Source organism: Lentzea sp. NPDC004782, assembly GCF_040609115.1.
Lineage (GTDB): Bacteria > Actinomycetota > Actinomycetes > Mycobacteriales > Pseudonocardiaceae > Lentzea.
This window is the reverse complement of record NZ_JBEXJN010000053.1, coordinates 1-13,976: the sequence shown is the minus strand read 5'-3', so window position 1 is coordinate 13,976 and position 13,976 is coordinate 1. Positions and strand designations below refer to the sequence as shown.

At 66.5% G+C, this 13,976-nt stretch carries 4 protein-coding genes; 2 read left to right on the top strand and 2 right to left on the bottom strand.

Annotated features, from left to right (window positions below):
- Positions 1 to 4: 4 nt before the first annotated feature.
- A complete protein-coding gene (gene cmdF, locus ABZV40_RS35930; protein WP_355452131.1) occupies positions 5 to 1,627 on the bottom strand; it encodes a tyrosine 2,3-aminomutase in 1,623 nt (540 codons plus the stop codon).
- A 936-nt stretch (positions 1,628 to 2,563) separates the two neighbouring features.
- Between cmdF and ABZV40_RS35925 the strand changes: the two genes are divergently transcribed.
- Both ABZV40_RS35925 and ABZV40_RS35920 read left to right on the top strand, forming a co-directional pair.
- Positions 2,564 to 3,730, top strand: coding sequence for a cytochrome P450 (locus ABZV40_RS35925; RefSeq protein ID WP_355452129.1), 1,167 nt, complete (start codon positions 2,564 to 2,566; stop codon positions 3,728 to 3,730).
- Between the two features lie 16 nt (positions 3,731 to 3,746).
- On the top strand, positions 3,747 to 4,979 hold the full coding sequence (locus tag ABZV40_RS35920; protein WP_355452126.1) for a cytochrome P450: 1,233 nt from the start codon (positions 3,747 to 3,749) through the stop codon (positions 4,977 to 4,979).
- Positions 4,980 to 5,149: 170 nt separating this feature from the next.
- On the opposite strand, the gene ABZV40_RS35915 is transcribed toward ABZV40_RS35920, so the two are convergent.
- Entirely contained in the window at positions 5,150 to 13,486 is an 8,337-nt protein-coding gene (locus ABZV40_RS35915) for a hypothetical protein (protein ID WP_355452123.1), read from the bottom strand.
- Positions 13,487 to 13,976 lie beyond the last annotated feature (490 nt).

Here is a 13,976-nt window from a genome sequence, read left to right as displayed (position 1 = left end):
GGACTCAGTGCAGGGTCACGCCGCACTCGGCCGGCGGGCTCAGCAGCGCGCCCCGGCCGATCGCGTCTGCGACGAGCTCGATGTCGTCCGACATGTACCGGTCGCGGTCCAAAGTGGACACCAATGATCTGATCGCGCGGTAGGTGGCCTTGCCCACCGGGCTGAGCTCGGCGAACCGTCCCGAGATGTCGACCGCCTGGGCCGCCGCCAACGCTTCGACGGCGAGGATGCGGGTGTTGTTGCCCAGCACGCGCCGCGCATTGCGGGCGGCGATGAGGCCCATGCTCACGACGTCCTGGTTGTCACCGTTCGACGGCACGCTCTGGATGCTCGCCGGGCCGATCGTCCTGTTTTCCGCCACCAGCGCCGTCGCAGGGTACTGCGCCCCGGCGAAACCGCTGTTCAGCCCAGGTTCCGCGGCGACGAGGAACTCGGGCAGACCGTCGCTCAGATGACGGTTGAACAACCTGTTGCTGCGCCGTTCCGAGAAGACACCGAGCTGGGTCAGCGCGATGGTGAGGAAGTCCATCACGAAGGCAACCGGTTGACCGTGGAAGTTCGCTCCGTGGAACACCTCCTTGTCCGCGAAGAACAAGGGGTTGTCGTTCGCGGAGTTGAGCTCGGTCTCCACAGTGGCGATTGCGTGGTAGACGGTGTCGCGCACCGCGCCCAGCACCTGGGGCACCGCACGAAGCGTGTACGCCTTCTGCAGGTAAACCTCGTTGCGCGAGACCGCGTCCCCGCCTTCGGGTCCGTGCAGCTGACGCCGGAGATCCTCGTGGTCGACGGCGAGCCCCGTGCCGCTCATCAACGCGAGCACGTTGGCCGCGGAGTCGATCTGGCCCTGATGCGGCCGGGCGAGCACATGCCCTTCCGGCTGGAACGGACTCGTCGAGGCCCGCATGGTCTCCAGCACGAGCGCGGCGATGACCTCCGACTGGCGCACCTGGTCCAAGGCCCTCGAGGCCACCAGGGAGCCGAGCCCCGTCATCGCCGACGTGCCGTTGATGAGCGCCAGTCCCTCCTTGAACCGGAGGCTCAGCGGCTCGATGCCCAGTTCTCGCAGGACCGGCCCGGTCGGAGTCTTGCCTCCGTCGCGCAGCAGGTAGCCCTCCCCGATCAGCGTGCTCGCGATGTGCGAGAGAGGCGCCAGGTCACCGCTGGCACCGAGCGAACCGATCTCCGGAACGGCGGGGATGAGGCCGAGGTTCAGATGGAGCGCCAGGCGATCCAGCAGTTCCGGCCGCACCGCGGAGTACCCCTTGGCCAATGCGTTGAGCCGCGCGACGAGCATTGCCCGCACCTCGACCTCGCTGAACAAGGGGCCGACCCCGGCACTGTGGCTGCGCACCAGGTTGGTTTGCAGTTCCACCTCCCGAGAGGTGTCCACGAGCATGTACACCATCTCGCCATAGCCGGTGGTGACGCCGTAGACCGGCACATCGCTCTTGATGATCTCCTCGAAGTGAGCCCGGCTGCTGAGCGCTTTCTCCACCGCCATCGGGTCGACCGCGCAGGGCTCGCGATCCTCGGCGATACGGCGGACGTCACCGACGGTGAGACCCTCACCGTCGAGCGACACGAAAACCGCTCCGCCCACTTCTGCTCTCTCCTGGTACGTGGTCATCCGTTCCTCCAGATGGGGACATCTGTGCAGGGGTCTCGCCCCATTCGCAGGGCGAATCGGCCGGAGACCCGTCGGGATCTCCAGCAACTTCAGGTACATGAAGAGTCACGACCGGCCGACAGCGACCGAAAGCACAGAGCTGACTCCCCTGCCGCTGCGACCGCATTCCACCAAACCGACAAAAGAACGTCGTCAGGACTTCGTCGGCATCACATGATCAAGAACAAAAACCCACACCACATCATCACGACGCGATGCCCCCCAAAGTAGACACTCAGCGATAATTCCACAAATTCATCCACTGCCAGCTCGGCAACACTCGACTGCGGGCAATCGACCACCCTTCCCGGCAATCAGATTCTCGCGACAAGCACACGTTAGAGGGCAGACTCACACACCCGGAGCAACATGCCCGAAAGTACCGATGAGAGTGCCGCCAGGTGCAGACAGCCGCACAAACGCCACACCCAAGATCACCGGGGAGGCACCTCCCCACGGCTCGGCAAGAGCGAGGCCAGAGGCACACGACACCGGCGCCCATCAGCACCTTCGACACACATGGCGGCGCGGGCCCTACACCGAACAGGCGAGTCGTGCGGGCAACGACGCTGCACCGCGTGCTCCACCTCGCACAGGCGGCAGGTCGGCCCATTATGCCGAACAGCGGATTCCGGACCGTAGAATGCCAGCGTATTATTCCCCATCGACACGCCCACGTGAGCCGGCCATTCTCGAGGACCAGTCGCGACATATAAACGCGCTCGCGGCCCACCTTCACCGATGCCGCCCAGCGTCGCGACGCGAGCCTCGAAAAAAGATTTCCACCCAAACAGCGCAAGCCGGCCGTTCGCTCGACCCCGGAGGTGCGTCATGGCCGACACCCGAAGTCGTGCCGATCTCACAGACGCTCTCGGAAAGATCAGCATGAAGGATTTGGTGATCAATCCGTATGGCACACTGGCAGCTATTCGGGAGTCGTGCGCGGCCTTCCCGGTGGAGAGTGTCGGGTACCGGATGTGGGTGATCACGCGGTACGACGACGTCCGCCGGGTCCTGGCGGATCCCACGGTGTTGCGCGACCTGGTCGAACATCGGCGTGAGATCAACGCCAACTGCATGGTCCGCGCTGTGCGCAAGGCTCATCTGCCGCACGACTCACGGCGAAGCCTTTTCGACCGCGACGGAGAGAGCCACCAGCGACTGCGGACGCTGGTCAGCGGTTCCTTCACGACCGGCAAGCTGCGGAAGCTGGGACTGAGGACCGAACAGGTGACGCGAGACGTGCTGGACGCGTTACCGGTGGGCGAGCCGGTCGACCTGGTCTCGCGATGCGCCACCCCGATCGTGGGCACGGTGGGTCTGGAGACACTGGGCGTGTCTGCCGACGACCGCGATGTTCTGGCCGCCATGTCCAGAGCGATGATCGGATCTCTGGACATCGACGAGATCGAACGGGCCGCGCAGGAGTTGTTCGACTACGCCAGGCAGCTCGTCCTCGTCAAGAAGGACGAGCCCGGCGACGACCTGTGCACCAGCCTGTTGCGCGCGCACGAGAGCGGCCAGATGAGCGCTGACGAACTCGCCTCCACGTACATCCTGATGATCGTCACGAGTTTCGAGCCCGCGAGCTCGATCGGCAGTGGCGCTTTGGCGCTGTTGAGCAACCCGGACCAGCTGGCGAAGCTGATCACCCAGCCTGAGCAGTTCACCGCCTGCGTCGAGGAGATCGTGCGGTTCGAGTCGCCTTTCCGGTTCGTACCGCCGCGTTACACCTCGGCACCGTTGCGGCTCGACGGCGTGACCATTCCGGCAGGCGAGTTGCTGCTCCTGTCCCCAGGAGCGGCGAACCGGGACCCGGCACGTTTCCCGTCACCGGACGTGTTCGACGTGACGCGGGAGACCGGCGGCCATCTGGGTTTCGGGCACGGTGTGCACCGGTGCCTCGGGGCGGGACTGGGACGAATTCAGACCGAGGTCGCGCTCAGGATGTTGTTCCAGCGGTTCCCGAACACCAGGCTCGTCGAGCCTCCCGAGCATGCCCGCTGGCAGCCCGGGAAGTTCATGCGCAGGCTCGCGGACCTTCCGGTAGTGCTGAAGGATTAGTGACGGAGAACGATCGATGAGCATCACGGAGCATCAGGAATCGATCCCGGAAGAGCTGGGGAAGCTTCCGATCACGGAATTAACGACCTGCCCTCACGAAGCGTTCGCCAGACTTCGCGATACCTCCCCCGCGATCCCGGTCGAGAGCGCAGGCCACCGCTACTGGGCCATCACCCGGTACGAAGACGTGCGCAGGGTGCTGTCCGACCCCAGCGTCGCACGGGATCGCACCAAGCACGGCAACAAGGTCAACCCAGGCCGCGCGGTGCGCACCGACGCCAAACATCCCCGCGTGCCGCGCGGCGTGCGGCAAAGCCCCTTCTACGAAGAAGGCGAGCGCCATCAGCTGCTGCGCAACACTTTGGGAACCATCTTCACCCCCAGGAAGATGGCGGAGCTGACCCGCAAAGTTCGCGATTCCGCCGAGGAACTACTGGAAACGTTCCACCGCGGCCAGCCGATCGATTTCCTGACGGACTACGCCTACCCCATTTCCGGCAAAGTCATCTGCGCCATCGCCGGGATTGCCGGGAACGAGCGGAACATTCGGGCGGCGATAGATGTCGAAGCACTGTTGACTCCTGTGGTCAGCGAAGTGGAGCGAGCTGCCCGTTCACTCGCCGACTGGGCTGCCGAAATCGCCGACGCCAAACGGCAGGAGCCCGGCGACGATGTGTTCACCACTCTGCTGAGGTTCCACGACGAAGGGCTGATGACGTCTGAGGAACTCACCTCGAGTTACGTCTTCCTGCTCATCGGCGGCATGGAGGTGGCCATCACGATCGGCAACGGCGCCTTCACGTTCATGACGCACCCCGGCGAGCTCGCCAAAGCTCTCGCTCGACCAGAGCTGTTCGACACCTGCGTGGACGAGATCGTCCGGTACGAGTCCAACTTCCGCTTCCTCTCACCTCACGTCGTCACCCAGGCACTGCACTTCGACGGCGTGACTGTTCCCCCAGGTGAACTGCTCCTCATCTCTCTCGGTGCGGCGAACCGCGATCCCCACCAGTTCGACGAACCGGACACCTTCGACATCACCCGTACGACCACCGGGCATCTCGGGTTCGGGCACGGTGTGCACCGATGCCCTGGCGCACAACTGGGCAAGGCGGAAGTCGCCGTCGCGCTCCAGATGTTCTTCGAGCGCTTTCCCCGAACCGCACTTGTCGATCCACCCGACCAGGCTCGATGGCAACCGGGAAAGTTCAAGCGCAGGCTGGAGGCCCTCCCGGTCATCCCGCTCTGACGTTCCGCCGGCGGGCGACAAAGGCTCACCAACGGCCGCATGCCGTCGGCCGTTGGCTGCGCCAAGGGGCGTGCACGACCGCACGATGCGCGAGATGTCCCCCGCCCGGAGAAGCCAGCACCGCTGGGCCGCACCGTGAAGGTGCTCGCGGCGGAATCGGCGTTGGTTCCTCAGGTGTGGTTTTGCCTCACGGGGAAGGCCGCTCCCACCACCACGCCCCGGCGATCGCGGAACAGCACGCGGATCGCTCTCTCGTCGCGACTCCTGACGACATCCCAATCGGAGCGAGCGGCAAGCGACGTCTCGATCAGCACCTCGTGCTGCGGAACACCGTAGGCCGTGTCCCTGCCAGGGACCCGAACAACGACGCGGATGGCATTGACGTCCACCGGCATATTCCGGCTTTCCATCTTCTCCGCCTCGTCGCGCATCTCGGCGTCGAAGCGTTGCCGGACCTTCTCGGTCCGGGCGATCGAGAGCAACGGCCCCCCGCGTGGAGCTTTCGGGGCATGGCCGGTTCCTCCCCCGGTGATGACAACAGACGGCATCGCGGTGTGCCACTGTTCCTGTGGGAGTTGAAATTGGCGCCACGCGGCGGCACGCACCACGGCACGCGCTGACTGTGCGATGCCGGCACCGGAATCAGGGCTGATCCGGGCTCCACTCGGGCCGAACCTCGTACTCGTCGGCGGGATGTGGTTCGCCACGAGATCCGTGAGCTCGACGGACGGGAGGACGACAGCGCCCGGCGCGACGACCTCGACGAGGTCACCACCGTTGTCGATGACGTAGTTGTGCCCACGACCGAAATACATCACCTCGGTGGAGGCGAACATCCTGGGAACGTCCCGATGCGGCGCGACGGAGCTGAACGCCCGCTTGATCGCGTGCGCGAAGCTCTCAGCGGTGGAACCGGGTCCAGGGCCGCCCACCAGACACATTTCCAGGATCAACGGTGGAGTGGTGTTCGGATGCGCCTGAGTGAAGAGTTCGTGTCCGACGATGAACGAGGCCACCTGCTCCGGCCCGAGCCCGACGATGTCACCCAGCGAATAGGGGCGGGAGGTGGGCAATGCGGCGTCCACCTTCGTCCGCTCCCCGTGCGCCCATGTGCGCCACAGCTGGAGACCAAAAGCAGGGCTGAGCATCGGCACGTCCAGTTCGACCTCGGTACCGGAGGAGTCCAGGGTCTTCCGCTTGCTGAAGTAGAAGTCGCGATCGGCTTCGGCTCTGAACGCCGCGTCACCCATCGTCGTGACCAGGTCGTGCGGCTGCGATGGGAACACCACTCCGTCCAGGCCGTGCGTGCGGACTACCATGGGGTACGAGACGACGTCGGAGACGGTGATCGGGCGCGGTGGCATGCTGCCGAACGTCGGCACGTTCACGACGATGGAACCGTCCGGCTTGAACTGCATCGTCCCGTCCGGCCAGTGAGTCGTGCGGAAATAACCGCCTTGGGCGAGTCCAGCGGCGAGATCGCCGGGGTCCAGCAGAGGTTCGTCGACCGGCGCGAACACGACCGACGGTTCGGTCAGTCCTGGGGCCACCGCATCGCCCCGGCCGAGCACCAAACGCAGGTTCGTGTCGTCGCGCAGTACTGTGATCAGCTGTCTCGGGGTGACGTCGAGCTCAGTCACCCCGTCCGCGGCGGCGCCGCGATAGCTGGCAGAGCCGGGCCGAAGCACGACGAACACCGGCGTGAAGCGCTCGTGCCGCCAGCTCGCGTCCACCGCGGTACCGTCCGGCAACCTCGGCTGCCGCACCGAGTCGTCGGTGCTGGCGTTGGCCCACACGTTCATCGAGTCGAAGAACGCATCGTCACCGGGAGTGCGTATGACGAGCGCACGCGGTGTGCCTGCCGCGTCCCGCACCGGCGAGACCTTGAGGTCACCCGCCCGCAGCTCGGACACATCCGAGTAGGTCGTGGAGGGATCGATGACCGTCGTCAGATCTCCGAAGCCCTTCAACGCGTACACCGTCGGATAGAACCCGGATCGGTGCAACAGCGTGACCAGGTCGAATGCGAAGGTGCCGAAGGTCTGTTCACCGGACGGGTGGGGCTTGATGATCACCAGGGGGCGACGCGGGGTGGTTGTGAGGGCCGAGCGGAAGTGCGGATCGGACAGCAACGCGGTACCGGCCCAGGCCCCGCTCACGTCGACCTCTCCGTCACGCACGAGCCCAGCGCGACCCCCACCGATACCCTCACCAGGGGCGACGAAGAAGAACGGCCGGGCGTGCTTCCACGGGCCGGGGACGACCAACCGGCCACTCTCCACAGCGTCGGAGAAACCCTGGAACGTCGCGAGAGACCATCCGGCGCCCCGCTTTTCGCTGGGGAAGCCGAACACCGAGTTCGAGCGGAAAACCGAGGTGGCACCGACCGGCATCGGGCGGTACATAATGCGGTTGGCGGTACGCATCCTCAGAACACCGTCCACGTTCACGGCCAACTCACCAACGACGTCGATGGTGGCGAACGTTCGTTGAGTGGCCGCCGACAGCGCGGTCACGACCTGGGCCGCGAGGCCTTGCCCGACCGCCGCGGAGTTCACGGCTGTCCGGGTCAGCAGAACCAGGGTGGGTTGCTCTGGCGCCGTGATCGCAGCGACGAAGCCCGGCTTGCCGAGCAGGATCCGGGCGGTCTCCTCGGGGGTGAGGTGGAACGGGGGATGGCCTTCCCCCTCGCTCAAAGTCAGATGTCCGGGGGCCGAGGCGGACATCCCGATCAGCACGGGGCGAACACGCCCCGGCTCTGTGAGGCCTGCCCACTGCAACGGCACGTAGTATCCGGGGTGTCCGGCCGCGGTCGTGACGAACGGCTGACCAGACGCTCGGGCGTCGGTGACCCGTTCCGCATGCACCGTGCGGCTCATCACCTTCGCGCTGTTCAACCAGCGTTCCCCGGACAGGTCGAACCCGACGAGGTCACCGGACGAGTTGCGCATGGGTCCGGAGACCAAGCTGTCCGCGGTGATGGCGGGCAACGGACTGAAGTGCACGTGTTCGGGCCGGCGGAACCGGGACAGCGATGGATCCTGGTCCACCACCGCGATCAGCACCGGCCGTAGCGGAGCGTTGGCACGCAACACCTCACCGAACCGGTTGGCGAAGTCAGTCGTGCGGGGATCGTCGTTCACGTCGAGCACCAGTACCCGGATCGGAGTGTCCCGCTCCAGCGCCTTGAAGCCCGCCGAGTCCCGCACTCTCTGACCGGCGGTGTCCGCGTCGATCACACCCGTCTCGTCGCGAGCGGCACCGTTCTCGGCCTCGATGATCACGAAAGCCGGGCGCGTCCCGCTCCAGTGGCCTCGCCCGAGCCAGCCGTGCAGGTGTCCCGGCCAGTCGTTCAAGGAAACCGACCTTGACACCACCGCGAACCCGCCACGCGACGACCCCTCCGGCGGGTAACTGACGACGGCGGGAAGCGACGCCGACGAGGACGACTGGCCGAAGCCGCCGGACGGTCCCGTCGGCGGCGTACCGCCCCGCACGCCCTTCGACGCATGGGACACCACAGGCTGTGGCAGCGCCGCAGCCTGGCTTGGACTGCCTCCACCTGCGTCGGCCTCGAGCAGGTCGCGCCACACCTGGCCACCGGCGCGGGCCGCGGCGGCTTCGTCCTTCCGCACCTCCAGGTTGGGCAGGATCAGCACCTCCTGCGGACGTGCGCCGCGGTGGGACCGCCGGACAGCCGGCAGCAGCACGAACCGCAGCGCGCTCACGTCCACCGCCAGTCCGAACGACTCGAGGTACTCGTTCCTGGCCCGGATGGCGTCCAACACCTGGTCACGCACCCAAGCGACCCGGTCGCGGGCCTTGACCAAGGCCTCATCGGACCGGATCGGCATGTTGTGAGACCCGCCTCCGGCGATCGTGATGGGCCGGATGAGCGTTCCCCGCATCTGCCGCCAGGCCAGCGCATCCGCGATCTGTTCCCCCGCCTCTTTCGTCTCCTGCGCCCGGTACACATCGTCCACGCCCGGCCGAAAAGTCACCGAGAACCGCTGGCGCGGAACAACGAGGCTAATAGGACGGATCGGCGCTGGGACGGGCTCGCCCGGCATCACAACACGACTGAAGATCCCACCATCGAATGTCTCCAACGGGCGTCTCACGGACCCGGTCCACACGCCGACCCGTCCAGTTGCCGCCACCATCCGTTCGATGGGCCGGTCGGGCGACATTCGGTTCCACGCCTGCAGAATCTGCTGAGCGAGCGAAAGCGCGGATCCTCGTGCACGCTGGTTGAAGTCGCACTGGAAGAACAGCAGTGATGGGGCCCGGTCCTGGTTCGCGCCCTCGAAGACCACAGTGGCAAGTAGCAGTGCAGCGGCACCGCGGCCGCCCAGCATCGTCATGTCGCCGAACTGACGCGGACGGCCGGTCTTCAGGGACACCAGCATCCCATGGACACTGCCGTGTCCGTCTACCACCCAGAACCGCTGTCCGGCATAGGGACTGAAATAGAACTCGCCGCTCGACCCGTCGAGAAAGTAGCGATTGGCGAATCCGAGATCCGGTCGGTAGGTCTGCGCCCAGGCCGATCCTTGCACCAGATCGTGATCCTTGGACGGGAATGCCCGCCCGAACTCGCCCAGCTCGGCGTTGGACAACGAAACGGACACCACCTCCGCCGGGGATGGAGCTGACGGCGGAACACTGTTGACGGCCTTGCCGCCCGGCGCAACCGGCCCGATGGCTACCGTTCCGTCCGCGTGGAACGTGAAAGGGCCATCAGACCAGTAGAACGTACGCGCGTACCCGCCCGAGGCCAGGCCCCGTTGGATTTCAGGCGCTTCGAGAGCACCGTCTCCCAGCGTCGCGAACACGAACGATGGGTTCTCCCTCGGATTCCGGCCCAAGGCCAGACGCAGGTTCATGTCGTCACGGAGAATTCGCATCAGCGTCGATGCGTCGTGCTCTGCCTCGCTGCCGTCCGGCCGGGTGCCCCGGTAGCCGGTGCGCGTGCGCTCGGCGACCACGAACACCGGCGGTCTGGTTCCGGAACCCCATCCCGTGGTCGTCCTGGTGCCGTCCGGCAGCGTCACCCAGTCGTAATCCTTGACCTTGGACGACCCGCGAGCCCAGTCGGTGTACTGCCCGAATCTGGCATCGTCGCCGGGTACGCGCACCACGACCATCCGGATCTCGTTCGCCGGGTCACGTACCAGGCTCAGCCTCAGGTCACCGGCCCTGGGACCGGACACCAACGCGAACGAGGGTGTCTCCGCTCCAGTCCTTCCCGGAAGTCCGTCCCTCCCGATCTGGGCGTAGGCCTCGGGGAACACGCCGGCCTCGTGCAGGGCGGTCACGAAGTCGAACCCGAACCCGCCGAAGCCGACCCGGTCACCGCTTCCCGGGACGAGGATCAGCAACGGCGAGGAACGCACCAGTTGTGAGAAACGCGGATCGCGCAACTGCTCCTGGGCGGCCCATCGACCCTCGACCTCGAACGCTCCCTTCATCCCAAATCTCTCCACGAGCACGGCGCTGTCGGCAGCACCAGGCGCGACGAAGATCACCGGCTGGCGAGAGCCCCACTGGCCCGCCAACCGGATCGAACCGTTCGAGACACCATCGGCGAATTGCTGCATCGCCTGCCTCGACCAGGCGGGATCGGAGGTGCTCGGATATCCGAACACCGTCCCGGAGCCGAACACCGAGATCCCGAACCGCGTCAACATCATGGGCCGGTAGCGCACACCATTGCCCACCCGCAACACGGGCATCGAACCCGTAGGCAAGCGCCCCAGAGGCATCCCCATTGAGAGAACGTGGATCTCTCGCGTGTCCCCCTGGATGAGGAGTTCGTCGGCCAGGTGCTCGGCGAACGTGTAACCGCCCAGTCGCTGTTCTTGCACGATGATCAGCGGTGAGCGCACCTCACCTGCGGTGAGCGCGCGGAACTGACTGTTGCCCACAATGCGAATGGCGAGCTGCCGCGTGTCCAGGAACAGGCTGACCCCACCTACCAACGGCGTCAGCAGGTCCGGCCCGAGGAACAGCCAGATCGGAGGCGTGCGACCAGGCTCCAGTGCCTCCAGCCAGGGTGTGGGCACGGTCATGTCCCGGCCGTTGAGGTCCGACATGAACGCCACCCTCAGCGTTTCGACCGTGGTCACGCTGAGCGGCCCTGCGTAGAAGTTGTTCGTGGACAGTTCGAGCCCGCGCAACTGCCCGTCCAGGGTGTCGATCCGGCTGAAGCGGAGATCGTCCGGCCGCGGCAAGGTGGCCGGACCGTAGTCGGCCGGAGCCGGGGCCAGCTCGACCGGTCGGCGGTTGCGGTCCCCCACCCGCGCCACCGCATCCATCCGCCGGTACGGACCATCACCCCGCAGCGCCTCCGCGAACTCACCGGCCACCCGCATCCCGTCCCTCGTCGTGGTCCGCGAATGAACCACGATCCACACGGTGCTGTCCGGGTCCGCCAGCGAGAAGCTCGGCTGTGCCAGCATCGCGGCAGCCGCGTCGGCGGAACTGACCACACCGGCCCCGGACAGCACGCCCTGCCCGTCGGTCTCCAGCACCACGTACAGGGACGGATGGGGGAGAGCGGTGGCGATCACGGAAGACATCAACCGTCGCGGCCAGCCCGCGACCTCCGCGTCGTCGGAGGTCAGCCGGAACGCACCGCGACCGTGCTCGATCACCTGCGCGGACACGACGTGGAAGTCGCTGTGACGCGGCGTGCTGACCGCGACGGACACGGGGTCGGCCGGCAGCACCGCCGCGGTGACGTGCCGATGAGGGCCGGTTCCTCGCAACAGCCCGGCGAAACGGGCGACCATCGCCTGGGCACCGGTGTCGTGAGCGACGAGCCGGATCTCGACCCCGGGATCGGCGGGAAAACCCGGCAATGCGCGTACCGCGTCGGCCGCGAACTTCGCGTCGACGACGCCACCGTGTGCCATGACCGAGTCCGGTCCAGCCGCCCGCAGGAAGACGTAATAAGCGTGGCCGGCCTCGTTCGGGCCCTGACCCGCGAGACCACCGAGGAACGCGGTGTACATCGGACGAGACCAGTCGACGGCGCCGATCGCGGGGTCGCGTAGCGCGGCACCGCCTGCCACCCTTCCAGCCCCCAGATACTCGTTGATCGTCACCAACGGCGGAGGCGGCTGCGTCGACGACGATGCCATCGCGGAGCTCCCTGCCGTAACGGTGGAGCCGGCGCCACCCGGAAGCCTGCCCGGCAGCGGACCGCGGGCCTGTCCTCTCGGTGACACGAACCCCGCCTCGGCCATCAGATCCCTTGCCAGGTCGGCGGCGTTGTCGTGTTCCGGCCCCAGCAAACCCCGCTCCAACTGGTACAACCGCCACGAGACCAGAGCGACGACCTGGTCATAGGCATCCCGCCGCAGCTGGTCGGCACGACCGAGCACCACCGGCGGCCGTCCGTTGGAAGCCATCACCAAACGAGCGACCTCACGCAACTCCTCGAGCCGACCCGCAGAAGCCTTCGCACTCACCACAGAAAGCACGCTCGCGTCAGCGAGACGAGTCAACGGCGTGCCCGCCGTGACCACAACCCCCACCGGCTCACGCTCCGCGGAACGGGAATAGCTCTCCGCGACCCGCTCACCGGCCTCACGGTTGTCCTGCAGACCACCCGCACGCGGGTCCACGAACGACTCGGGACCGAACGACCCCGTCTCCTGCCGCTGTCCCTCCACCTTGACCTCGATCAAGCCCATGACCGGGTCGGAGTGCGAATCGTGAGTGGGCGTCATGACCTTGGCCTGAGCCATCACGTCGTCCACCGTCACGGTGGTGGAGCCTGCCGGGTACTGGGAGAGCCTGCCCCGCACAGCTTCTCCGACGATGCCCGAGAACAACGCCGACCGGGCCGGAGCGGCGTGATCGTTGACCTTCTCCAGAAGGTGCACGGTCACCGTGAAACGCGGCAGCCGACGGTCGCCCACCCGCACCATCGCGTCGGTGAAGCCTTCCGCCATGAGCGCGATGCGCCGCCGATCGGCGGCCGAGACGATTTCGTTGCCGACGGTCCTCATGGTCAGAACGGGCTGCGCGCGGTACGAGGCGAACGTCCGTCGTGGACTGTGATGGACCTCCAGTCTCCATTGACCGTGGACGTCGCCGGAAAGGGATTCCCTCGTGAAGGTCAGCGGCCAGTCCGCGGGCCGGTCGGAGAACCGGTCCACCGGGTAGTCCGCGTCCAGCGTCCGGGTCAGCAAGCGAGGAATCCCGATCCTCAACCCGGCGGCTATCTCCTCGTATTGTTCCACCGCCCCAGGGGCTGTGGCCCTCACACTGACGACAACCCGCAGGTCCAGTCCCTCACGATCGGTGTTCGACGTCGCCATCGCCAGGCGGACCACCGCTCGGGCCCCCTCGGCCAGGGCCGCGTCCGGCACCTCGGGGAACTCGCCGGTGAACCGGCCCCACATCGGCACCGAGACAACTGCCGAAGGATCCGGCGAGGTCTCCTGCGCCCCGCCACCCGGCGCGGAGAAGAAAGCGCCCACATCCTGCCCGCCCATTGCAGAAACCACGCCCAAGCCCGAGCCGAACACGCTCGGACCGCTCGTCGTCCCCGCTATCAACCCGGAGAAAGGCAGAGGATCGACGACCGTGCCCCACCCCGGCCCCAGCAGGAAGCCCTGGCCCGACGATGCAACAACCTCCCCAGAACCGCCACCGGCCAACACATCAAACCCGGCATTCCCACCGAACGACGTTGTTGCATCCCCACCCTCAACCCCCTCCATCCCGACACCCTCCCCAACCAGACCACCACCAAACACATCCAGACCACCACCAAACACATAACCGCTCATCAAGCCACCGTCGAACAAGCCATCGCCGATTGACCCGTTACCGGGGAAGACTCCGCCACCCACACCGCCACCCGGCGCGGAGAAGAAAGCGCCCACATCCTGCCCGCCCATTGCAGAAACCACGCCCAAGCCCGAGCCGAACACGCTCGGACCGCTCGTCGTCCCCGCTATCAACCCGGAGAAAGGCAGAGGA